Annotated in this window: 19 protein-coding genes; 15 read left to right on the top strand and 4 right to left on the bottom strand. The window is 42.1% G+C overall.

Annotation, left to right across the window (positions count from 1 at the left end; translation table 11 throughout):
• The first annotated feature begins 106 nt into the window (after positions 1-106).
• The 7 genes from VZF35_RS04455 to VZF35_RS04425 all read left to right on the top strand — a co-directional run bounded on the left by VZF35_RS04455 (position 107) and on the right by VZF35_RS04425 (position 8,309).
• Entirely contained in the window at positions 107-1,435 is a 1,329-nt protein-coding gene (locus VZF35_RS04455; RefSeq protein WP_407311372.1) for a M20/M25/M40 family metallo-hydrolase, read from the top strand.
• A gap of 39 nt (positions 1,436-1,474) precedes the next feature.
• Complete coding sequence (gene hydA, locus VZF35_RS04450; RefSeq protein WP_407311370.1) at positions 1,475-2,872, top strand: dihydropyrimidinase; 1,398 nt, start codon at positions 1,475-1,477, stop codon at positions 2,870-2,872.
• Between the two features lie 323 nt (positions 2,873-3,195).
• Complete coding sequence (gene preA / locus VZF35_RS04445; RefSeq protein WP_407311368.1) at positions 3,196-4,707, top strand: NAD-dependent dihydropyrimidine dehydrogenase subunit PreA; 1,512 nt, start codon at positions 3,196-3,198, stop codon at positions 4,705-4,707.
• Positions 4,708-4,882: 175 nt separating this feature from the next.
• A complete protein-coding gene (locus tag VZF35_RS04440; RefSeq protein WP_407311366.1) occupies positions 4,883-5,653 on the top strand; it encodes an ABC transporter ATP-binding protein in 771 nt (256 codons plus the stop codon).
• A 2-nt stretch (positions 5,654-5,655) separates the two neighbouring features.
• The gene (locus tag VZF35_RS04435; RefSeq protein ID WP_407311364.1) at positions 5,656-6,456 is read left to right on the top strand and encodes an ABC transporter permease; all 801 of its coding nucleotides are present in this window, start codon (positions 5,656-5,658) and stop codon (positions 6,454-6,456) included.
• Positions 6,453-7,220 carry an ABC transporter permease gene (locus tag VZF35_RS04430; protein WP_407311362.1) on the top strand — a complete coding sequence of 256 codons (768 nt, stop codon included), beginning with the start codon at positions 6,453-6,455 and terminating at the stop codon, positions 7,218-7,220. Before VZF35_RS04435 ends, VZF35_RS04430 begins: the two co-directional genes overlap by 4 nt.
• 24 nt (positions 7,221-7,244) lie before the next feature.
• Complete coding sequence (locus tag VZF35_RS04425) at positions 7,245-8,309, top strand: ABC transporter substrate-binding protein (RefSeq protein ID WP_407311360.1); 1,065 nt, start codon at positions 7,245-7,247, stop codon at positions 8,307-8,309.
• A 190-nt stretch (positions 8,310-8,499) separates the two neighbouring features.
• Here VZF35_RS04425 and VZF35_RS04420 read toward each other — a convergent pair whose 3' ends face one another.
• Positions 8,500-9,645, bottom strand: coding sequence for a hypothetical protein (locus VZF35_RS04420; RefSeq protein WP_407311358.1), 1,146 nt, complete (start codon positions 9,643-9,645; stop codon positions 8,500-8,502).
• A 330-nt stretch (positions 9,646-9,975) separates the two neighbouring features.
• The gene (locus tag VZF35_RS04415) at positions 9,976-10,971 is read right to left on the bottom strand and encodes a G1 family glutamic endopeptidase (RefSeq protein ID WP_407311356.1); all 996 of its coding nucleotides are present in this window, start codon (positions 10,969-10,971) and stop codon (positions 9,976-9,978) included.
• Positions 10,972-11,274: 303 nt separating this feature from the next.
• Between VZF35_RS04415 and VZF35_RS04410 the strand changes: the two genes are divergently transcribed.
• The 3 genes from VZF35_RS04410 to VZF35_RS04400 all read left to right on the top strand — a co-directional run bounded on the left by VZF35_RS04410 (position 11,275) and on the right by VZF35_RS04400 (position 15,746).
• The gene (locus VZF35_RS04410) at positions 11,275-12,537 is read left to right on the top strand and encodes a M48 family metallopeptidase (protein WP_407311354.1); all 1,263 of its coding nucleotides are present in this window, start codon (positions 11,275-11,277) and stop codon (positions 12,535-12,537) included.
• Between the two features lie 823 nt (positions 12,538-13,360).
• Positions 13,361-15,157 carry a SulP family inorganic anion transporter gene (locus VZF35_RS04405; protein ID WP_407311352.1) on the top strand — a complete coding sequence of 599 codons (1,797 nt, stop codon included), beginning with the start codon at positions 13,361-13,363 and terminating at the stop codon, positions 15,155-15,157.
• Positions 15,158-15,437: 280 nt separating this feature from the next.
• Entirely contained in the window at positions 15,438-15,746 is a 309-nt protein-coding gene (locus VZF35_RS04400) for a DNA-directed RNA polymerase subunit alpha C-terminal domain-containing protein (RefSeq protein ID WP_407311350.1), read from the top strand.
• A gap of 138 nt (positions 15,747-15,884) precedes the next feature.
• Here the strand turns inward: VZF35_RS04400 and VZF35_RS04395 are convergent, their stop codons facing one another.
• Positions 15,885-16,970, bottom strand: a complete 1,086-nt coding sequence (locus tag VZF35_RS04395) for a polysaccharide deacetylase family protein (protein WP_407311348.1) — start codon at positions 16,968-16,970, stop codon at positions 15,885-15,887.
• A gap of 347 nt (positions 16,971-17,317) precedes the next feature.
• Between VZF35_RS04395 and VZF35_RS04390 the strand changes: the two genes are divergently transcribed.
• The 5 genes from VZF35_RS04390 (at position 17,318) to VZF35_RS04370 (ending at position 23,576) form a co-directional block, all read left to right on the top strand.
• Positions 17,318-19,462 carry a glycosyltransferase family 39 protein gene (locus VZF35_RS04390; RefSeq protein WP_407311346.1) on the top strand — a complete coding sequence of 715 codons (2,145 nt, stop codon included), beginning with the start codon at positions 17,318-17,320 and terminating at the stop codon, positions 19,460-19,462.
• Between the two features lie 15 nt (positions 19,463-19,477).
• A complete protein-coding gene (locus VZF35_RS04385) occupies positions 19,478-20,443 on the top strand; it encodes a glycosyltransferase family 2 protein (RefSeq protein WP_407311344.1) in 966 nt (321 codons plus the stop codon).
• The gene (locus VZF35_RS04380; protein ID WP_407311342.1) at positions 20,436-20,882 is read left to right on the top strand and encodes a GtrA family protein; all 447 of its coding nucleotides are present in this window, start codon (positions 20,436-20,438) and stop codon (positions 20,880-20,882) included. Before VZF35_RS04385 ends, VZF35_RS04380 begins: the two co-directional genes overlap by 8 nt.
• The gene (gene galU / locus VZF35_RS04375) at positions 20,879-21,796 is read left to right on the top strand and encodes a UTP--glucose-1-phosphate uridylyltransferase GalU (RefSeq protein ID WP_407311340.1); all 918 of its coding nucleotides are present in this window, start codon (positions 20,879-20,881) and stop codon (positions 21,794-21,796) included. Before VZF35_RS04380 ends, galU begins: the two co-directional genes overlap by 4 nt.
• A 133-nt stretch (positions 21,797-21,929) precedes the next feature.
• A complete protein-coding gene (locus VZF35_RS04370; RefSeq protein ID WP_407311338.1) occupies positions 21,930-23,576 on the top strand; it encodes a hypothetical protein in 1,647 nt (548 codons plus the stop codon).
• A 196-nt stretch (positions 23,577-23,772) separates the two neighbouring features.
• Here VZF35_RS04370 and VZF35_RS04365 read toward each other — a convergent pair whose 3' ends face one another.
• On the bottom strand, positions 23,773-24,591 hold the full coding sequence (locus VZF35_RS04365) for a DUF6385 domain-containing protein (RefSeq protein WP_407311336.1): 819 nt from the start codon (positions 24,589-24,591) through the stop codon (positions 23,773-23,775).
• Between the last annotated feature and the right edge of the window lie 139 nt (positions 24,592-24,730).

Here is a 24,730-nt window from a genome sequence, read left to right as displayed (position 1 = left end):
CGTTTTATGACGAGGTTGAGTCTATCTTAACGAAACAGAAAAGAAAAATAGAACTGTTACACGAAGTGGGTGTTTAGGATTACTTTAGAAAGGTAGTGAACGTCTGATGATTGGTTTGGATGAAACGATGATTTCCGCTGTAAAGGAAATTACAGATGAACTTTATCCGAAGATGGTCGCTTTTGGACAGAAACTGGTACAAACCCCCAGTATCAGTGGAACCGAAGAAATGTTGGCCGATTTGGATTTGGCAGAAATGCAGAAGCTGGACTATGATGAAGTATTTCGCGATTCCCACGGCAACGTCGTAGGACTTGTCAAGGGCACAGAGCCCGGTCCAACAATTATGTTTAATTCTCATATGGATCACGTAAGTCCTGGGGATGTCGCCAACTGGCAAGGATATGATCCCTATGGAGGACAGATTGATGTTTGTCAAGTCGAGACCCAAGATAAGCGACCGGACAAAGCAGAATGCATTCATGGCCGTGGGGCCTCAGATGTCAAATGTGGTGAAGCTGTTCAAATTTATACGGGAGGACTCCTGGTTAAACTTCGGGAAAAAGGTTTTCCCATCAAAGGAACGTTTATGTTTACTGGTGTTGTACAGGAAGAACCTGCGGAAATGGTAGGTATGCTTCATTTAGTGGATAAAACTTTAGCCGAAAAAGGATTGACTTATGACGCTATGGTGTCCTCGGAAGCGACATCTTTAAAGATTTATTGCGGTCACAGAGGCCGGGTGGAGATGTTGATTACAGTATACGGCAGAACATCTCATGGGAGTGCTCCTTGGCTGGGAATCAACGCCATATATAAAGCAATTCCTTTAATTACTAGAATTAAGGATGAGTTATATCTGTCACTACCGACAGATCCGGATTTGGGACAGGCTTCCGTCTCGTTAAATATTATCGAATGTTCGCCGGGAGCATTGTCCATTGTTCCAGACAAGTGTCTGCTTTCCCTTGATCGCCGCACCCTTCCTGGAGAGACCGCAGCTTCGGCAATGGCTCAAATTCAGGAGATTATCGCTGATTTGGCTGCTCAGGACCCCGAATTTAAAGCTGACGTAGTGGTTAAAAGTGCCGTAGAAACGTCTTACACCGGCGTAGCCTATGAAGTTGCCAAGGATATGAGTCCTTGGAAAATCAGTAAAGAGCATGGTTTTGTAAAAGCAGCAGCGGCAGCTCTGGAATCGGTGGGGCAGAGCGTAAACTATGGGTATTGGGATTTTGGAACGGATGCCAGTAAGACCTGCGGAATCGACAGGAAACCTACTATCGGATATTCTCCCATGCAAGAGCAGTATGCGCATACTCCTTATGACAAATGTCGGACGGATTTTATGAAAAAAGCCTTAGTCGGTAATGCAGCGATTTATATCAATGCATCAAAGCAAGGGCAGGAAGCATTTGCTAAAGTCGAATGGTAAGGTAAGCAGTTCGGTGACTAAACTCGGAGCAGCAACTATATGGATAATCTTAGTAAGGAGGGTGAAGGAATGGACTTGATTATTAAAAACGGCACAATCATTTCTCCCACAGAAACATATCAAGCAGATATCGCTGTGAAAGACGGTAAAATAGTGTCTATTGGCAAGGGCCTTCCGGAAGAAGGAGCAACTGTGGTTGATGCGAAAGATAAACTAGTCTTGCCCGGTGCCCTTGATGTTCATACCCATTTGGCCATGCCTTTTGGAGGTACTGTATCGGCGGACAGCTATATGTCAGGGACACGAGCTGCTGCTTGTGGTGGAGTCACGACTGTTTTCGATTATCCTGTTCAGAGAAAGGGAATGTCGATACTTGGTTTAATCAATGAGAAAAAAAGCATCTGTGAGGCCGAGGCCTGTGTTGATGTTGCTTTCCATTGCTGCATTACGGATTTGAACGACGGCGAAATATTGACCGAGATGGAAAAAGCTGTGGAGGAGGGCATCACCAGTTTCAAATGCTTTTTTGTCTACAAGAAGGAAGGCATGATGGTGGATGATGCTACCTTTGCCCGATTGCTTTTACGGGCCAAAGAAATTGGTGCCATTATTAATATTCACGCTGAAAATCCGGATTTAATTGATCTGAACATTGAACAATTCAAGAAAGAAGGAAAAACTTCTCCTTGGTATCATTATTTAAGTCGTCCTGAATTTGTGGAAGCGGAGGGTGATAAGCGAGCGATCCACTGGGCTAAAAATCTTGACTCACCTCTATATATAGTGCATATGGCGGATAAGGAAGGCTTGGAGGCGGCGATGGATGCCAAAAGGGCAGGCTCTGAAATCTATGTAGAAACTTGCCCTCAATATTTGGAATTCACCAGTGAAGTTTACAAGCGGGAAGATGGCCGGAACTTTGTCTGCTCTCCTCCAATGAAGGGTCAGGAAAGTCAGGACGCTTTATGGAAAGCCATTACGACTGGCGGAATTGATACGATAGCCACAGACCATTGCCCCTTTCAAAGTTATGAAAAAGACTGGGGTAAGGATGATTTCACCAAGATTCCCAATGGTTGCGCCGGTATAGAAACTATGTATCCTTATATGTTGGCGGCGGCTAACGAAGGTAAACTTTCCTTCAATAAAGTGGTGGAGTTATGCTCGGCCAATCCGGCCAGAATCTTCGGCTGTACGGAGAAAGGTTCCCTTACCGTCGGTAAAGATGCCGACATCGTGATCTATGATCCGGAAAAAGATTTTAAGATTACAGTGTCGGCCATGCATTCTGATTATGATCATACCATTTGGGAGGGTAAAGAACTGCACGGTTATCCGGTGATGACATTCTTAAGAGGCAAATCAGTCTATCAAGACGGGAACTTTGTTGGAGAACCGGGTTGGGGTAAGTATATTAAACGAGTTGGCCGAAAATAAGAAGTATAAGCAGGAGTAAGGTAAGAAGTAAAACAAGAAGTAAGGCAAGAAGAATAGCAAGAAGTAAGACACGAAGTAAAGCCAAGAAGTACAAGCATGGAGTAAGGCAAGAAACAAGAGCAAGAAGTAAAAGTAAGAAGTAAGAGCAGTAGATAAGAATAAGAGGAAGTTGTAATTAATTGAGAGTGAGTAAAGGCAACTAATAAAAAATCAATTCAAGTGGAGATAAACACAAAAGCAAAAGCAAAAGTAAAAGTCCAGAGAAAGAGCATGAAGTAAGCAGATGTTTATCTAAGAATTAAGAAAGTGAGGAGGATGTCGTTTTGCAGGTAAAAGCACTTAATGAATTTTCAGCGAAAAACGAATCAGATAGCTGTCTGCTCTGTTATACGGCCCCCTGTACAACAAGTTGTCCTCATGGAGTGGACCCGGCTAAAGCAATTCGCTCTCTGCGCTTTGAAAATATCCGTGGTGCTGAAGAGACCGTCGGGGATAGCGAATTATGCTGGGCCTGTGAGGAAAAAAGCTGCAGTAAGGCATGTTTAAAAGGCAAGATCGATCGCCCGGTCAGAATCCCAGAGCTTATGGAATATGTAGGGCGTGTTCAAAAGCGAAAAGGTATTCGTAAGTCTAATAAGGTTGATTTGGAAATTGAGTTTTGTGGTGTTCTTTGTGAAAACCCCTTTTTCTTATCCTCTTCTGTCGTTGCCAGCAATTATGAAATGGTAGCTAGAGCCTTTTCAATGGGATGGGCTGGTGCTGCGTTTAAAACCATTGGAACGTTTTTCCCTCAGGAAGTATCCCCAAGATTCTCTACGATCCGCAAGGAAGGAAACTCGTTCATCGGTTTCAAAAATATTGAGCAAATATCAGACCACACATTAGAGGAAAACTTGACTTATTTACGACGTCTCAAGCAGGATTTTCCCCATAAAGTCATGATAGCCTCTATCTTGGGTCAGAATGAAGAAGAATGGACGTTTTTGGCACGTCAGGTGACAGAAGCGGGTGTCGACATTATCGAATGCAATTTTTCTTGCCCCCACATGACAGGAGAAGGATTGGGTTCCGATGTTGGACAAAATCCTGAATTAGTAGCTCTCTATACAGAGGCGACACGAAGGGGTACACATTTACCCATCCTGGCTAAAATGACACCCAATATAGGAAACATGGAGATTCCTGCCTTAGCTGCGATGAAGAATGGTGCAACTGGTATTGCAGCCATTAATACGATCAAGAGTATCATGAATATCCACTTAGATGATTTTAGTTCCGAACCTCAGGTTGATGGTAAATCATGTGTCGGAGGATACTCCGGCAAAACGGTAAAACCCATTGCCCTGCGCTTTATCCATGATCTGAGAAAACATCCTGCTCTGAAAGATACACCCATAAGCGGGATGGGAGGGATCGAGACCTGGCGTGATGCTGCTGAGTTTATCGCCTTGGGTTGCGCAAATCTTCAGGTCACAACTTCAGTGATGCAGTACGGGTATCGGCTTATCGATGATTTGAAAAATGGACTTTCATTGTATTTGGGAGAAAAGGGGTTTTCTTCAGTTCAGGACATGGTGGGAATGGCCTTGCCGAATTTAGTGTCAGCCGATGAATTAAACCGTCATTCCATTTCATATCCCAAGTTTGTTCGAAGTCAATGTCTCGGATGTGGCAGATGTTATCTTTCATGTTTGGATGGCGGCCATCAAGCCTTAGTGATGGGTGGAGCAAACGGTAAGCCAATATTAAACCCAAAAAAGTGTGTGGGCTGTCAATTATGTACAGTTGTCTGCCCTGTTGGAGCAATTTCTCCTGGTAAGCGTGTAGAGGTTTAAGTATAAGAAACAATCACAATTGACTGCAACGACGCAGGGGATAAGATTTTATCGACCTATGAGGGATAAAATTTTATACCCTTTTTTGATTGAAACGTTTGTATGAAATGTTTATACAACTAAGGCTTCGCATGCTCATAAGCATGAGCACGAGCCTTAACAAGGAGGTCTAATCATGAACGCACCAGAAATTCAGATTAAAAATGTTGGTATGGTCTACCCTGTCAATAATGGTGAAAACATTGTCGCTTTGACGGATGTGAACTTTGATATTCAAGAGGGGGAATTCATCTCCTTACTGGGACCTTCCGGCTGCGGGAAAACCACTTTGCTGCGGATTATTGCCGATTTGCTTCAACCCACTTCAGGCAGTATATCTATACGCGGTCAATCACCTAAAGAGATACGAAAGCAGCAAAAATATGGGATTGTATTTCAAAGTCCGGTTCTCTATGATTGGCGAACCGTGAGAAGAAATATTTGTATGCCTATGGAGATCATGGGAATTCCTAAAAAAGAGAGGACAGCACGAATTACTAGCATGCTGGAACTCGTGGGGTTACAAGACTTTGGCTATAAATACCCCTTTGAGCTAAGCGGAGGTATGCAGCAGAGGGTTGGGATTGCAAGAGCTTTAGCTCTAAATCCAGAGTTTTTGTTGATGGATGAACCGTTTTCAGCGTTGGATGAGTTTACTCGTGAAAAATTAAATGAAGACTTACTGAATATCTGGAGCAAGACCAAGAAAACTGTAATTTTTGTCACTCATAACATCCCGGAATCTGTTTTCCTTTCGGACCGTGTTGTTGTCTTATCTCCTCATCCGGGCAGGATTTCAGCCATTGTCGATATTGATTTGCCCCGCCCGCGTGAAAATTCGCTTCGAGAAACTTCAGAGTTCTACGAGTATGTTACCAAGATAAGAAGGAGCTTTGAGGGGGTGTGAGTATGGCTATTGGCAAAAAGGAGCAAAGAATTGTAGCTATCGTTTGGATTATTGGGATTATCTTAGCTTGGGAACTTACGTCATTTCTTTTGAACTATGTGATTCATGATCCGATGGCTGCCACGAAGCTCCCTTATCCACATACAGTTGCCATTACGTTCTTGGAAAATTGGAAAATGTTATTGGAAGCAGGAGCGGTGACTTTTTCGAGGGCAGCTATTGGCTTTGCTCTGGGAACTGGTGTAGGAATTTTCCTCGCCGTACTCATGAGCTTATCTAAAACCATGGAGAAGATCGCTTTTCCCTATTTAATTATTTCTCAGATGATACCGGTTTTAGGACTCGCACCTATCATCTTCAATATCGTGAGGGACATGAATGTATCTCGAATTGTAATCGCTGCCTATATCACATTTTTCCCGGTTTCCGTCAATATGCTGAGTGGCTTGAAGAGTGTGGAGCAAGAAAAGAAGGATTTGCTTTTTTCCATAGCCGCCAATAAATACAAAGTTTATCAAAAATTGATGTTCCCATTTTCTATGGCCTATTTATTCACCGGACTTAAGATCGCTGCACCTATGGCGGTTACGGCCTCCATTTTAGTAGATATGTTAGGATCTAAAAGTGGTATTGGCGTTAAAATCCTCTATTCTTTATATTCCAATTCCGCGACCATCTTTTGGGCATCTGTTCTTACCAGCGCCTTCATGGGCATTATAAGTTTTTACATGGTTGTCTTTGCTGAGCGGTTATGTCTGCCATGGCAAAATACTGCCCCCAGGAAGGAAGGTGTACGAGCATGAGAAGTAACGTCAAAAACTTACTTTGGCCCTTGGGATTTGGTATTGTCTTAATCCTGATTTGGCAATTTGGTTTTATCCATAAAATTTTAGACTTAAAACCTTTCCAATTGCCAGTTCCAACAGAAATAGCCTCTACCCTGGCTGCAAATTTGCCTAAAGCTTTAAAGGATTGTGGAGTTACGATTTCCGGGGCTTTGATTGGAATGATCATCGGTTCATTGATAGGCTTTATGATTGCGGCCATGGCAACATTTTTTCCCAAGTGGGGATACGGTGGCATGATTGTGGTTACAGCGCTGAATGCCGTGCCGATTGTAGCCCTTTCGCCAATTATGAACTTGTGGTTTTCCACAGGCATGGAGCAAAAGATTGGTGTTGTTACAATCGTTTGCATGGCAGCCATGGCTATTAATGCTTACAGTGGCTTAAATCATTTGAACCCATATTCTATCGATTTAATGCATTCCGTGGCTGCGAATAAGTGGACAATATTTCGTAAATTGCGTTTGCCCAATTCCTTACCCCACATTTTCACAGCGGTCAAAATAAACATTGCCTCCTCGATTATTGCGGCGATTATCAGCGAATACTTTGCATCATCAACGTCCGGTTTAGGATTTGGCATCAAAGATAATCTTCGTAAAGCTGAGATGGCGATGGGCTGGTCCTATATTGTCGTAGCTTCTCTGGTAGGTGTGACTCTATACTGCATTATTTTATTGGTAGAACGCGATGCCTTAAAATGGCACGCTTCACAAAAATAAAACAAAATATCAGGAGGGAATGTTATGAAGAAGGGCAAATTGACGAGTCTATTGGCAGTAATCATGATGATCTTATTAGTGGCAACAGGTTGTAGTTCCGGGGCTTCAACAGCTTCAACTCAGGGAGCCGGAACTTCAGACACAGGAAAAGCAAACTCAGGTAAACTCGACAAAGTGACACTTCAGCTCAAATGGTTACCTCAATCTCAATTTATGGGGTATTATGTTGCTCAAGCCAAGGGTTATTATAAAGATGAAGGAATTGACCTAGAGATTCTTCCTGGTGGCAGCGATATTATCCCGGAACAACAGGTCAATAACGGTGTAGCTGATATTGGTGTGACCTGGGTTTCTAGTTTAATGAAGTATCAGTCTAAAGGATGGGGATTAGTTGAAGTCGGACAAATCTTCCAAAAAAGCGCCATGCTGCTTGTGTCAAAAGCCTCTTCAGGAATTAACAGTCCGGCAGATCTAAAAGGAAAGAAAGTCGGTTCTTGGTTTGGCGGTAATGAATATGAAATTTATGCTCTTTTGGAAGCCAATGCCCTTAATAAGGATACGGATGTAAAGCTCGTGCAACAGGACTACACCATGAATCAGCTTTTGAATAATCAAATCGATGCAGCTTCAGCCATGACTTATAATGAATATGGGCTCTTGCTTGAATCAGGGCTCAAAGATAGTGACCTGCACGTGATCAATATGAATGATGCCGGTGTCGCCATGTTGGAAGACTGCTTATTCGTAAATTCTGATTGGATTGCTAAAAATCAAGATTTGTATGTTCGTTTCTTAAAAGCTTCGATCAAAGGTTGGGCTGATGCTTGTGCTGATCCGGAAGCAGCCGGAAAAGTCGTCTATGATAAGGACCAAAGCGTATCTCTTGCACATCAGGTTTACATGGCTAAAGAAGTTGCCAAGCTTGTTGTTCCCCAAGGTTTTGATCCTGCTAATATCGGTTATATCGATATGAATGCTATTAAACAGACCGCAGATTTGGCCTATAAATATGGCTTGCTCACAAAGCCTGCGGAGATCTCAGAAAATACAATTACCAGTAAGTATTGGAAAGAGGCTACTGCTAAATAATTTCAGGAACACTATTATCAAGTCCTTGTCCGTCCAATGATAACCACTAAAAAGACCTCCTTGTGATCTTGTTTGATTTATCACAAGAGGTCTTTTAGTAGTTTAAAAGAGATGCATATTGCCTTTAAACAAACAATATTTAAGATTATCTTAGGTTATTCGGAATGAGATGAAGATTTCAGCCGAATCATTATGCTTGTATGGTGCTTGAAGGAATATTGACCAAGCTTCCTTCAGTATATCCAACATGCCAAGCTTTTTTCTTGGAACAGGCAGAATACCAGATGCGAAATTTAGGTATATCTCCGGGTTCACGAACAAAACTGCTTCGGTAGATATACCCATCATCCCAGCGGCCTTCGGTGCCGGGTCCTAGTATTGGTCTAGGAAGTGGCATGACAAATTCTTTTGGGTTTGACATAGGTACGGCTGCATAAATCAACTGACAATCTTTCATAGTTTTTTGTTCAGACCAACCCGCAATCAGAAACTCAATCGTTTCCTCAGAGTGATTCGGTTTAGCCGCTATATGCCAGGGAATATATCCCCCGTTCCAACTGGCCCAGGGGGCGCTGCAAGGCTGTCCTGGTCCCCAATTTATTCCGTTCAATGATGTATAGAGATGTATCGTCAATCTTCCGTCTGTTGTCCACATAAACCATTCTTTAGCACTCTTACGCCAAACCGTCGGAGATAAAATCAGACCTGTTTTTTTGTAGTCCCAAGCTTTTTCCAAACAGAGGATTTTGTCACTTTGCTTATAATCTGTACTGATTTTTTTGGCCCAGATTTTTTCAAAAGTATTCCCGCGATATTCGCGCCAGTATAGGATCAGTGTATCTTGATCCGGATCATAAACTAATTCCGGGTCGGAATTATAGTTGTCTTTTAAGAAGCCTGAAGGTTTTGAGGACAAGGGATTTTTGATCCCAGGCGGAGTAATCCAGTTCAATCCGTCCTTACTAACCAAAATGCAGGGATTTTCAAGGGCGCTATTGAAGAAGGGGTATGGAGTAAAAGCCATCCAATAGCGAAATCCTCCCCAACTGCTGATGCCATACTCAGTTTTGAAATCAAGAACACTCGGGTGAACAGATTGACCGGAGCCATCATACGTTGGAGTGACTATGTGATTTAATGCATTAATAAATGGTTCATTTTCTACAGAGAAAGACTGATGGGGCTTGTCCAGGACCTTTTCATTACTTTCAATGACTGAGGCTGAGAGGAGCTTAGGTGCTTGCTTTGGGTTGTTTTCAAAAGGAAACCTGCTAAAAAAATAAGAACCTGAGGCAACTGCTAAAAGCGCTTTTAAGAAACCCCTTCTTGTTGTCATAATCTAACTCCTGTATTCAAATAATGCACCTTTGATTAACCGAATATATTTAGACAAATTTCGCTATTCATAGCTATTATATAACGAAATGAGAGCACGTCTATAGTCCAATTTTTAACAAGAATATTGGAGGCTTAGAGCGAAAAATAAAGAAAATTTTGGCTGGTATCCGAAGACACTGTTTTCGAACTTGTTAGCCTTGGCGAAGGCGTCTGCCTTAGTTATCCTTGTTCATTAGAAAGTATACAACGAAGTAATACTTTCTAATGAACAAGAAAACCAGGCGTACACGCCTGGTTGAAATACTGATCGAATCTCGAAGCCTTACAATTACCAACTCCAACTGATGGTGATAACTTGATAACCTTGGTTATCTGATATGCTCCTCCAAATAGACGGAGATCTTGGCTTCGAAATCTGACTATAACCTTGATTGGTTCTAGAACTTGTATTCGAACTAACAACGTTCGTCGTGAATGATTCACCGTCTGTTCCTAATGCGGATGGAGCCATTAAAACATTACCATTGCTTGATACTAAAGCAATCGGTTGAACCTTATTTAAGCTGGAGTTTAACGGCTGGCCGTTTACCATTGCAGATTGGTATGGCACAGTACCCATGTTTGCTAAAGGGTACAGCTGACTGTTCTGATTTGAAGGATCTTCGCTAATCCATTCGGCAGATGTTCCAATCCCCTGAGCGTAAGAGGCGTTTAGAGTCACAGGAGAAATTGTTTGTGTTGAGGTCTGCCCGTTGACCGTAAAGGTCAAATTCCAGGTTGAACTCGAGTCTGCCGCTGGAGAGATACTCGCGCTAATGGTCGAGCCAATAGGAACAGTCATCACGTATTGTGCGGGGGATGGCAGTTGTTCCCAAAATAGCTGAGCTACAGGCTGACCGTTTTCAATTTGTTCGACAGTTCCCATTTGCAGCAGATCAGATGATGAGACTCCGCCTAAGCCAATCCACTGGGCTGCTACCGCATCTTCTTGGTCAGCCGTTATCTTGGGGACCGTCCAACTGCCAGACACGCTTGTATAGCTGCTACTGCTAGACGAAGGTGTAGCAACGTATCCCGCCCAATTTTGGGATCCTTGAGTATTGGCAGGAAGATCTACCTTTGAAGCAGTACTTTGAGGTTGTTGAATTTGGGGAACTGGTAAATGCTTGTGAGGGAAATTCCTAGAGAAAACATAATCGGATACCATCTGGTTGTTGGCAGAAACTGCAATTGGAGCCGGAACTCCATTTAGGAGAGAGCACGCCCCTAGGACGACAACTACTGCCAGTGATACGATTTTAATCTTAAGCGGCTTAATGTTCATGACGGTTTCTCCTTTCTGAATTATTCAAAGAACTAAAACGTTTTGGTACAAGTACCTTTTTCAGCTTTTATGTCAGATCGAATGATAAAATGCCCCCCCTCAACTTATGAGTATGAATCTGCTTTGTAATATTCTCTATGAAACCCTAGAATCCTTTATGTGAAATGATTGTTCACAGTTTCTTAAGATAACCTTCACAATGTAGTAACAAGTTAGCTCGGTTTCAGTAATATAGTTTATTACACTGGATATTAGTTCATTAAAAATAAGCCATTAGGGGAATTTCTCGTAGGGAGGGATGTTATGTTTGGCTCCAAAGAAAGTTCATCCTGTCTTCGAATCGGCTGGCTTCTCCTCCTAGGATTAGCCTTCATATTAGCGCTCTTGTTTTTAAGATATTCTCTTTTTCCCGGAGCTATTGATCCTTCTGTAACCCAATATTTTTCCATAGGTTTGGCAGAGAAGGCAAGAGCTTACAATTATCCTCTCCGTGTTCTTTATATAGTTCATTTCATTTTACAAGTCGTTGTTTTATTCTGGTTGCTCTTTAGTTCTAGGGGACAAACCATTTACAGCTGTATTCAAAAAATCGGCCGGCGTTATTGGCTGATTTCGGCGATTTCCATATTAAGTGTATGGATTCTGGTCCAGTTGGTCTCCTTACCTTTCGCTTATTACACAGGGTTCTATTGGTTTAAACTATGGGGGTTTAGTACTCAAAACCAAGTAGCCTGGTGGATGGATTATGCAAAAAACGCTGGAATTGACTTGCTGATCACTCTTGTGGGTGGACTCGTTTTTTTTGTATTGGTCAATCGGTTGTCCCGTAGTTGGTGGTTGGTTGGAGCTATCTTTTTCAGTTTATGGCTTGTGGTTCAATATTTGTTGTGGCCGATCTTGATATCGCCCTTATTCAACCATTTTAGCCCTACCTCAGATCCCGGTCTTATAAGCATGGTTAATACCCTGGCGCAGCGAGCTGGACTACATATCAATGGTATTTTAGTCATGGATGCCAGTAAACAAACGACATTGGCGAACGCCTATTTCACTGGGATAGGAACTACAAAACGAATCGTTATTTACGATACTCTTTTACATAATTACTCTTTTACAGAAATACAAGCGGTGATTGCTCACGAAATGGGACATTGGAAGTATAACGATGTCATTCAAGGTTTGATCTATGGAGTAATGGGAAGTTTCATCGCTTTCGGGCTGCTCGCTTTCTTCCTAAAACCCTGGATGTCTCGATACATTAAAAAGCCGCCCGAACTTTGGGCAGCGTTACAACTGATACTATTACTGCTCTTCTTTGTCAGCAGTCCTATTCAGAATGCTATATCCAGAGAGATGGAGTTACGTGCAGATGCTTTTTCCCTTGAATTGACAAGAAATCTTCCTGCCGAGATTCAACTTCAGAAAGACCTGAGCAGCACTAGTTTAGCCGACTTGTCTCCTCCGGGCTTCATCGTTTGGTTTAGTTATGATCATCCACCTGCTTTAACCAGGATTCAAGCCTTGCAAAAAGAATTCTATCTGTCCTCTGTTATCCCCAAGAAATAGTTCTTACAATGCGGCAGATGTTTTTCAGCAATACCACAGATACCCTAGCGCCTTCGCTAGGGTATTAATCATTTATTTAACTATCACCGTATAAATTAAGATTAAGGCAGTAAATTATCCATGAATTGACATATAAAATATTGATCATGAACATACTGATTTCCTATAGACACACTTCTGTCCGTAGTGCTAATCTTTATTTGTGGATGAAAAGTAAAAATCATGAAGAGGAGATGAACAAAAATGAAACGGGCACAAACAATTCTATATTCTAAAGTCACGTCATGGAAGCCTAAATGAATGTTATTTGGTTATACAACTATAAATATATGCTTAATAGATAAAAAAAGCAGTCTGAAAGGCCGCTAAAAAATGTGACTATGAAATTATATTAGAAATTAATCATCCTTTGAGATTAGAACGAACAATGAAAAAGCTCGAGCTGGTTGGCCAATAGCTTTTTGATAAGTGAAATTCTTCACTTCAATTTTCTTAATATTAATTAATGTCAAATAAATCAGAAATACTGTGATAGAACTAATAAAAGCTAGTAGGAGCTAGACCGTCAGTGGATGAGCCTCCTTATTAGGTTTGATTTGGATAGTTATATTGGATGTTAACTTACCAAATTCTTTAATAAGTCGTTGCAAAAACCTAATTACTGTTCCGAGACATTCATTATTGGCCCTGCCAGATTAATAAAAAAGACAGTCTTGAAAGACCGCTAAGAAATTGAACTATTAAATTATATCCTCACAATGAGCTCCACAGTTTGGAGTAAATTTTTGAAACTGACCACAAATTATTGAAAGGTGGTATTCAAATGTCTAGCTTCGCAATCAGTAAGTATATACCCATACTTGATACAATTAAAGGGTATAAAAAGGAAGATATCAAAAAAGACCTTATTGGAGCCTTGACCGTATTGTTTGTAGGTATTCCCCAGTATATGTCATACGCCCTAATTGCGGGCGTTAATCCTATTTATGGACTCTATACAGGTATAGTTGCAGCCATAATAGGTTCAGTCTTTGGTTGCTCGAATCAATTAATCACCGGACCGACTAACGCCATATGTTTGCTTACAGCAAGCGCCATGATTCGCTATATGAAACTGCCAAATGCTTATGAAATGCTTTTCCTAATGACGTTTATGGTTGGCTTATTTCAACTTTTTTATGGTGTCGTTAAACTTGGTAAGGTGATAGATTTTGTGTCGCATACCGTCCTGATAGGTTTTACAGCTGGTGCAGGTGTGTTAATCGCTGTCGGACAATTGAAATCATTTCTGGGTATAACTATTAAGGACCCTTCAGTACAGTCACCCTTTCAAATCCTGGTTTACCTTATACAGCATATAGTTCAAACCAACCCCTATGTTCTGGGAATTGGCCTTTTTACTATCGTGATCATAGTGATCTGCAAAAAGATCAGCAAAAATCTTCCAGGTGCTTTACTCGGGATTATTGTGTCGATCTTTATTATCCTGATGCTTGGTTTAGAAAAAAAGGGTGTCAAACTTACAGGCAGTATTCCTACCGGCTTGCCGCCCTTTAAAATGGTGCAATTTAGCATTGCCAATATAAAGGATATGCTCAGTGGGGCTTTTGCAATCTCAGTCATTGGATTAGTAGAAGCTATATCAATATCCAAAGCCATTGGCACTAATACACGCCAAAAGATCGATTCCAATCAGGAATTTATTGGTCAGGGCTTGGCAAATATAGTGGGGTCATTCTTCCAGTGTCTTCCCTCATCCGGTTCCTTCTCGCGTTCTGCCATCAATTATATTAACGGAGGAGCCACCAGATTAGCCGGAATCCTCTCAGGTGTGTTTGTAGCCATAGTTCTTCTTATATTTGCTCCCTATGCAAAATATATACCCAGTGCAGCCCTTGCCGGAGTATTAGTTTATACTGGGTACGGTTTGATCGATAAAAAAGAAATCAGAAAAGTTGTCAAAGCGGGAATATTATCGTCAGATTCTATTGCCATGTGGGTAACCTGTATCTTAGTAATCGTATTACCAAACCTTGACTATGCAATTTATACAGGCGTTGCCCTATCTATTATTCTCTATCTGAAGGATACCAACAAAGCACCCATTAAACTTCTCATTCCACAACAGGGAAAAGAGTCTCAGGTTATTGAACAAGAAATTAAATCTATCAAGGACAAAGTTGATATCTTAATTATTCAATTGGAAGGTAGTCTTTATTTCGGATCTGCAACAGACCTGGGAGACAAACTAGAACAAATATCTAATAAATCTAAAGTGTTTATTTTAAGAATGAAGTATGTTACGGCAATCGATTTGACATCGCTCGGTGTGCTGAAAGTTTTTGCCAGGAATGTTAAAGAAGCTGGAGGGATCATGATTATCAGTGGGGTAAATCCTGAACTTGATGTCATGATTAAGAAATCAAATCTTGATTCCGACGTTGGTTCCGACAATGTTTTCATGACAGAGAATGAAATCTTCGCATCTACAACGAATGCCTTAGAAAGGGCAAGGACTGTGTTAAGTTGTGAAACAGGAGATAATGCAAAGAAATCGGCAGCGTGCACATTAATAGATTCTATTTCAGGGTTTAATGGCACAACTACAAATCCGCTCTAGGACATTTATGATACTTTGATTCAGAGTGGATCGAATAACGAAGTGAATCGCTCAAACTGCAGCTTAGAGGTGAGACTATTGTATTTTTCATACTCTCACCTCCTAAGACTGAATAAGTTACGTTTTTTCAATTACGGAATCTAGCTCGGAAGAGTTCAGATAAAGGACTTCAATTAATTGGTAGTTCGCTTGAAAATTCGTGGAATGTTAGTAGCCAGAGAATCAAAGAAGATGCCAAATAAACCAAGTTGATTTTCAAGGGAATAGGAGAGGGTGAAAGATGGTCTTTGAAATACAAACTACCACATACGCCTGTTCTCTATGTCAGAGGAGGTATAACCGAAAAGAAGACGCTGAAAAATGCGAAACCCTCTGTGGAAAGTTACTCAAATCTCCTGATATATCAATATTAGGTTTAAATGCGAGAACCTATAACATTCTTAAAATTGCCGGAATAGATACCATTGAAGAAGTTGACGAAACAACAGACGGCTTTCTATTAAAGCTTAAAGGTTTTGGTCCAGCATGTTTAGATGATTTACATTATCAAATGAAGTTATTTAAGGAGCAAAATGCAAGTAGCGATTAATCAAGAGAATTCTAATTACCTCTAGCTCCTAAAGGGGCTATTTTTATTGCCAGTCAATTATGCGGTTTCCTTGCTTTCGCACTGTTTCCGCGCTGTCATGTGCCTTGAAACGCAAAAGCGCGAATTAATTTAGAACGATTACGCCCCAGATACGTTTGTATCACCAGTAGATGGATCAGGGGTATTTGTCGTTCCAGGAGTGCCTGCGTTTCCAGAAGTCCCATTGTGTCCCGGAGATGCTGTGTTTGCAGGAGAGACAGTGTTTAAAGGTGAAGTCGTGGTCTCAGGAATGGTCGTAGTTCCAGGGTTACCCGTGGTTCCAGGGGTGTTTGAGGTTCCAGAGGTAGCAGTAGCTCCTATAGTACACGCTGGCGCAGGTTTGGGAAGCGGAATAGGATCTTTTAACCAGCTTATCGTTAAAGCCTCTCCCTTTAATGCTTGTGTTAAATCAGCTATTCCTAAATTTTGTTTCTGAATGATGTTCAAAAGTGTTAAAAGTTCTCGATCCAACCCTGGAACCCAATGTAAAAGTATAATATCTCCGGATTTTAACCCCTGGCTGCTTCTTGTACTAAGAACGGAGTTTTTCATTTCGGCGTTCCACATCACGATATATTTAATTCCGGAGGCCCAGGCAGCTTGTCCGACCTCTTCATTGAAGTCCCCATATGGTGGCCTCAACTCATCAACAGTTGGATTATATCTCTGAAAATAATCAATAGGCTGAGAAATCTGGGCCTTCTTATCAGCCAATGACAAATGGGTTAAATATGGATGGTTAATAGTATGGTCTTGTATATGTCCGCCAGCCTTTATGAATTCATCCCAAAAGTTAACATGTTCCTGAGCCGCTTGTTCTACAAGAAACGTCGTGATAGGCAGGTGATATTGTTGCATTAAGGTGATTACTTGTTCATTTGGATACCAGCCGTCATCTATGGTGATAAAGACTACAGGTTCCTTCTCAGGTAATTCGTAAACAACCTTAATTGGTCCGGCCGAACCCGATGAGGGACTTAATTGTCTCAAGGACTCGGAACGTTGGTCATTCATTGATTTATTAATTGGAGAACCAGACTCAGCAGGTTTCTGCCCGGTGAAATTTGAAGTTTTTATAGAAAAGGCGAGGGAACTAATAAGAACCATAACCAAGAGAAAACCCCCCAGTCGCAGATATTTAAGATGACTGGTACTTGATTTTGAAGAGCTTTGTTTACCTATCATGTTAAGGCAATCCTTTTCCTTCCATAATATAACAATATTAACTAATTCGATAAACCATGGAAATTTCCTCTTTATTAATCTCGAATATTTTTAACAGCATAGAATCATGCTTGTTAATTTGTTTTTAAAGTTACAAGTGTTTTGATAAACATAAAAAGCTTCCTTACAGGCCATGAAGAGGATCTTGGCAGTAAGGAAGCTTTTTTATCCTATAAGCTGTAAACAGTAAAGGGTCAGATTCAGTAAACTTTCAGCCAGCATTTAGATGCAATTCAGCAACGCAGGTTATAGTTATGAACATAGCAATTATCATTGACTCTAAAAAATATGCAAAAGGAGTACTATTCATGAAATTAAAGGTAAAACGCATTGATCCATTTCTGATTGGAATTGCCTTACTTGCCGCATTTTTAAATGTCTATGGGATTTGGAAGGACCAATATGCAAATGCCTATTATACAGCAGCAGTGACAAGTATGCTGCAAAGCTTCCATAATTTCTTCTTTGCTTCGTTTGATCCGGGCGGATTCGTTACAGTTGATAAACCACCGGTTGCCTTCTGGATTCAGACTCTTTTCGCTTCAGTGTTCGGGGTTCATGGTTGGAGTGTAATTTTGCCCCAGGCTCTGGCGGGAGTCGGTTCAGTTCTGTTAGTTTATTTCCTTGTTAAACCAAACTTTGGGCGAAGGGCGGCCAGAATTTCAGCGTTAGTCATGGCCTGTACTCCAATTGCTGCAGCAGTTAGCCGCTCCAATAATGTAGATAGTTTGTTAGTCTTTACACTTTTGTTGGCAACCTGGACGTTATTTAGAGCCGTTAAAAAGAGCAAAACTAGTTTGTTCATCGGAGCTTTCGCCCTCATCGGAGTTGCGTTCAATATCAAGATGCTTCAAGCCTATATGGTACTTCCCGCATTTTATCTGTTCTATTGGCTGTCTTTCAAGGTGAATTGGAAGAGAAAAATGACAGTATTAGCAGCTTCAACGGCAGTTATGCTTGCTTTAACGTTTTCCTGGGCTTTAGTGGTAGATAATATTCCTCAGGCAGAACGACCCTATATCGGCAGCAGTCAGACGAACTCTGTTCTGGAGCTGGCCTTTGGTTATAACGGCGTTTCTCGTTTGACGGGCCAAGGCGGACCAGGCGGTGGGAATAAGGGAGCCTTTGGTGACGGCCAAACACGTGGGCAAGGGCAGCAAACTATGGGACAAGGACAAGATGGTAACAGCCAGTTCTCGAATGGTTTTACACCGATGCAAGGTGATGGTTCTGCCCAAGATGGTAATAGAGCAATGCTTGGTGACGGCGGCAACATCCGTGGTGGCATGAGAGATGGAGGGCCTGGAGGCGGCCAAGGTGGTGGAGGCATGTTTAATACCGGTACGGCGGGCCCACTACGTTTATTCCAATCGGAACTATCCGGACAAATCAGTTGGATGTTACCGTTTGCTTTGTTATCGGCTTTCGGTTTGTTAATCGGACTGCGCAGAAAACAGCCCTTAACGGACAAACAAAAAGAAACTTTCTTTTGGCTGGCATGGTTAGTGCCGATGATGGGATTCTTTAGTGTTGCAGGTTTTTTCCATCAATATTATCTCGTAATGTTGGCACCGGCTATTGCTGTTTTGGCGGGGACAGGATGGATTGAGTTGTTAGGTTTCAACCGGCGTCGTGAAGGATGGAAACGATGGCTGTTCCCAATCGGCATTCTTGGAACAACTGCATTTCAACTCTATATTCTCTTACCCTATCGAAGCCAAATCGGATGGGCCTTGCCGCTTTCAGTAGGAGTCTTAGGAAGTCTCTTCACCCTTTATTTTAGCCTGCCTCTTGGTAAGAACGAGGCGATAAGTCATCAAACTTCGCCCGTTCGAACAAAGATAGCAAAGTTTGCAGCTGTAGGCGGGATAATAGTGTTGCTGGCTGGGCCTCTGTATTGGGCAGCTACACCTCTCCTATATGGAGATAACGCCATGATGCCAGCGGCAGGTCCTCAACAGACATTTGGAAGCAACCACACTATGCCTGGTCAGGAAATGGGACAAGGGCAAGATGGAAGCCAAGACCAAACCTTCAATCGAACACAAGGTCAGGGAGGCGGACAGATGCAGGAAACTGTTAACACTCAGCTTCTGGCCTATTTAGAAGCCAATAATACCGGCGAAAAATTCCTGTTTGCTACCACGAATGCCGGTACAGCAGAAGCTTATATCATTAAAACCGGTAAGGCAGTGATGGCGATGGGTGGGTTCTCCGGCTCTGATCCGATTCTTACGGTGGATAAACTAAAACAAATGGTAGCCAATAAAGAGATCAAGTACTTCTTACTGTCCGGTGGCGGCGCCGGTGGAGGCAGTTCAGATATACAGGCGTGGATTCAACAGAATGGCACAGAAATACCTCAGTCTGAGTGGCAGTCCAGTTCAAGCAGTAATACCAGCGGTGGTATGGGCATGAACGGAGCTGGGAAGTTATACGAAGTCAATCCGTAAGAAGGAGGCAAAACCATGGGTAAAGATATTCGTTATTCGATCATCATTCCGGTCTACAATGAAGAAGCTGTCCTGGAGCAAACCTATCAGCGTTTGAAACAGGTGTTGACTTCGATCGGTGAGCCCTATGAATTAATTTTTGTCAATGACGGGAGTTCTGATCGTTCCGTTCCCTTGATTAAAGGATTCTGTGATCGTGATCAATCCGTAAAACTAATTTCCTTCTCTCGTAATTTCGGCCACCAGGTTGCCATTACAGCCGGGATGGATTATTCAACTGGGGCGGCGGTTGTGGTTATCGATGCAGATCTTCAGGACCCTCCTGAGCTTATTTTGAAAATGATTGCCAAATGGAAGGAAGGATACGAAGTCGTCTACGCCAAGCGCAATCACCGCGACGGCGAAACATTTTTCAAGAAACAAACGGCACATTTATTCTACCGACTGCTGCGTGCTTCTACAGATATTGATATCCCTGTGGATACCGGCGATTTTCGCCTGATTGACCGCAAGGTTTGTAATGTGTTGAAACAATTGCCGGAAAAAAACCGTTATGTCCGCGGTTTGGTAAGCTGGGTTGGATTCAGGCAAACAGCGGTGGAATACGATAGAGATGCACGCTTAGCCGGCGAAAGCAAGTACCCGCTTAAAAAAATGATTAAACTGTGCGTTGATGGTCTTACTTCTTTTTCCTTTAAGCCTATTAAATTGGCGAGTTATTCAGGAGCTCTGTTGATAGCTTTGGGACTAGTTTACCTAGTTTTCCTGATACTTTTCAAACTATTGGGCGATACAATCGGTGGTTGGAATCTGGTGTTAGCAAGCGAATTAGTGCTGAGCGGATTTGTACTCACGATGATGGGGGTTATGGGTGAATATGTGGGTCGTATCTATGATGAGGCAAGAAACCGTCCTCTTTATATCGTTGGAGAATCCTATCGCAATGAAGAGAAAGAAAAGAACGTGATGAAGATTGGCTAAGATTACAAAACGGCAACTGGAATTTCTTAGATTTTGCGTAGTCGGAGGAATTAATACCGGGATTGATTTTGGACTTTTTGCAGTGTTGTTCGCTTGGGGAGTTCCCTTACTCCCCGCTCACACCCTTTCCTATGGCTGCGGTATTTTAAACAGCTTCTGGTTAAATAGGAAATGGACGTTCAAGGACAAGCCGATTGGTCGGCCCCTTGCGAAATTAGAGACAGCTAACCAACCAGTTCGGCAAATGGTTCAATTCGTGGTTTTAAATTTAGTCACTTTGATCATAACCTATGAACTATTAATATGGTTTTATTACAATTGGGGATGGCCCATGCTTGTAAGCAGACTATTGGCAGTCGCAGCAAGTTTAGCCATTAATTTTGTTGGCAGTCGCTTATGGGTCTTTCGACAGCCTAGATTAAGGAGTGAAATGGTATGAAAATCAAGAAGGCTGTAATTCCGGCAGCTGGTTTGGGAACGAGATTTTTACCGGCTACCAAAGCGCAACCCAAAGAAATGCTGCCGATCGTTGATAAACCGGCTATCCAATATATCGTGGAAGAGGCGGTGGAGTCAGGTATTGAAAGCATCCTTATCGTTACCGGGCGCAATAAGAAGTCCATCGAAGATCACTTTGATAAATCCATTGAACTTGAACAAACCCTGAAAGATAAAGGGAAAACAGAGTTATTGCTGGAGCTGCAAAAGATCAATGAAATGGCCAGTATCCACTATATTCGTCAGAAGGAACCGCTGGGATTAGGCCATGCCATACTTTGTGCCGAGCAATTTATTGGAAATGAGCCATTTGCTGTCTTGTTGGGCGATGATATTATGGTTTCCGATTCACCGGGCTTGCAACAACTGATCAATGTCTATGACAGGTCCAATACTACCGTTGTTGGCGTACAGCCTGTACCCACAGATGAGGTACGGAAATATGGAATCATTGCCCCTCAAGGAAAAAATGAAAAAATTTATCAAGTTAAGGATTTAATCGAAAAACCGTTCCCTTTCCAAGCTCCATCCAATCTGGCAATTATGGGAAGATATATCTTGAAGCCATCAATCTTTTCCATACTGCACACTTTGGAGAAAGGAGCAGGAAACGAATATCAGCTGACTGATGCCTTGCGGAAAGTTTGTCAACGAGAAGGTCTTTTGGCCTGGGAACTGATAGGGGAGCGTTATGATATTGGAGATAAGTTCGGCTATTTAAAAGCAATTGTGGAAATGGGGCTGCAGCGGGAAGAATTAGAACCACAGCTTATGGATTATCTGCAGCAAGTGATCACCAAAAGACAGGGCAATGCTGCCAAAGCGAAAAGAAGACCGTTATGCTCCAGTTTCTAAGAAAGTTCATCATAAGTTTTGAAAAGATGTCTTTGGCAGGATAGCTTGATAAGTTTAACTGCCAAAGACAGTTTCAAGTAAAGACATGGATAAAGTGATGAAGCATTAGATCCAAAGGAGTTGAAAAGGAACAGTGAAATTCAAGAGTTTTGTAGTTAGAATAAGTGCGGTTCTGGCAATCCTAATGTCACTATTGTTGTGTCTTCACGTCATTAATAACCATAGTACCAGCAATGCAACCTCCCAGAGTACATTAATTCAAGACCGGCATGATATGAACCAAAGGACAGGAAATTCAAATTCACCGCCTGGTGGACAAAACGACTCACTGAACCATCAGAACCAAATTCCCAATAATGGTCAGTTTCAACCTAAGGGCCAGATGCCTTCAGGCCAGCCGATATCCGCTATGCCGGGTAGAAGAGGGACCAGTACGGGCAGCAACTATTCTGTTCAAATTGTGGCCTACGCAATAGCTTTCTTCTTAGCAGGACTTGCGGCCTATTTTATCTTTGTACGCAAGAAGTTAGAGAAAAAACTCAAAATTACGAATGGCAACCGAAAACTATTAATGATAACGTTGTTCTGTGTAGGATTCTTACTGAGAATTGCAGTGGGTATTTTGATTGAAGGACATGCTTCTGATCTCAGTCTTTTCAAGTCTTGGGCCACATCTGCGGCTAATAATTTTTCTCAATTTTATTCCGGTCAAAATTCCAGTGATTATCCGCCCTTGTATATCTACGTGTTGTATATTGTAGGTAAAATCGGCAGTCTCAAGGCGCTGAATCCTTATTTTACGGTGTTATTGAAATTTCCCTCGATTCTTGCAGATATGGGGACTGCTCTGCTGTTGTCAAAGCTTGCACGTAAATATCTTTCCCCAGGACTAAGTATCTTGGTAGCTGCATTTTACATCTTTAATCCGGCTGTCTTTGTCAATTCAACGATTTGGGGACAAGTGGATTCGTTTTTTACCCTCATAGTTATCGCTGGAATTGTTTTATTAGCGGAACAAAAATTAACCTACTCTTCAATCTTTTTTACGGCGGCAGTACTCATGAAGCCGCAAGGGATCATTTTTCTGCCTATCCTATTCTTTGAGCTGGTAAAGAGGAGAACTTTTAAGGATACTGTAAAGGTTCTAATAGTGTCAGCAGCAACGGCAACCCTTCTTATACTCCCATTTTCCAGTGATCTTAACGTTCTTTGGATTGTTAAGCTCTTTACAAGCACCCTGGGAGAATACCCTTATGCTTCGGTAAACGCCTTTAACTTTTTTTATTTGCTGGGAGCAAACTATACTAAAGATGCTTCGGCCTTTTTACTCGTTAGTTATCACATCTGGGGTACGATTTTCATTGTCCTTACAACGTTATTGGCTTGGTTTGTCTTTGCTCGAGGAAAAGGTAAAGACTTTGTCCCGGCCACGGCTTTAATCTTAATATCCGGTGTGTTTATTTTTTCGACAAGAATGCATGAGCGCTATCTGTTTCCGGCAGTGGCTCTGGCAGTGTTAGCTTGGATATATTTGAAGGATAAAAGGATAATCCTTCTATCGGCAGGGTTTAGTATTACGTCATTTGCCAACACGTTTTATGTCCTTTGGCAGACCAACGGTGGTATCAATCAATCAGCCCTAAGTTTTATACCCGTCGTAATATCTGCTTTAAATGTGGCACTGTTTATATATATGCTAAAAACCATGTACGAGCTATCCGCTAAGAAGAGCCTCTTTCGAAAGTTGCAGTTAACAACAGGTCCTAGTATCCTGAGCTAAATCGCGGCTCGTTGAATTCGAATTATTCTATAAATTGATAGGTGGTGGAGCTGGAAAGACAAGATAACGTCAGTTCTAAAAGAAATTTAATGTTAAAAATGACCTCTCAAAACGATCTGAGAGGTCATTTTTATACATACGAACGGACAGAGGCCACAAAACCCCACATTCAATAAAGGATGTAGGGCTTTGCTTATTAAAGTTCGCCTTGGAAAAAAATGTTTAAAGTTACAGCGCTTGCTCCGTTAACTGCACTATAGTAGATACGAGCGTACTTGAGGAATACTGAGGAAACCAAAGTTGCTAAACCATTTTGATTAATGGTAACCGGGCCTGTCTCGTTAGTCCAAGTTGTTGAATCCGGACTGATCTGCAAATAGACTAAAGCCTGCGCATCAGCTACTGTGGAGGCATTGACTACCCCAAACGTCCAGGTTTGAACACCGATAACATCATAGGTGGTGTCAGGGGAGCCTGTCGTATCGGTAATATTGGCGCGAGTAGCAGAAACATCGGTAGTTCCCCGGGATATAGCCAGTCCGGACGACGTTATTAAAAGCCCATCAGCCGGAGCGGTTACGGCGAGGCCAGTGCTGGTAATGGTTAAGCCATTCGTTGGCGGAGTGATGGATAAACCATTGGCAGAAGCAGTGACCGTTAAGCCATTGGCCGGAGCGGTTACGGCGAGGCCGGTGCTGGTAATGGTTAAGCCATTCGTTGGCGGAGTGATGGATAAACCATTGGCAGAAGCAGTGACCGTTAAGCCATTGGCCGGAGCGGTTACAGCGAGGCCGGTGCTGGTGATGGTCAAGCCGTTCGTTGGCGGAGTAATCGCTAAACCATCCGCAGAAGCAGTGACCGTTAAGCCATTGGCCGGAGCTGTCACTGCCAGACCTGTTGATGTGATTGTCAAATTACCCGAAGAGTCTGTGTTAAGCGGGGTATTAGTGCTGCTGCCAAAAATTTGAACTCTGGCCTGTTCAGGCGTATCCTGAAATATTTTATAGTTAGGCAAGTATTGTTCTCCCCTTTCTGAAGTTCATGCATATCATGAAATGAGTTATATCTTAGCTGGTATAGCTTATTCCATAAGATGGAAAATGTATACAAATCTTGCTTGAATTAATTCGTTTAATTACTAATTAGGGGAGAAA

The organism is Desulfosporosinus paludis, from assembly GCF_045689965.1.
GTDB classification, from domain to species: Bacteria; Bacillota; Desulfitobacteriia; order Desulfitobacteriales; family Desulfitobacteriaceae; genus Desulfosporosinus; species Desulfosporosinus paludis.
Note: the sequence above shows the minus strand (reverse complement) of the source record. Positions and strands in the feature narration are given on the sequence as shown.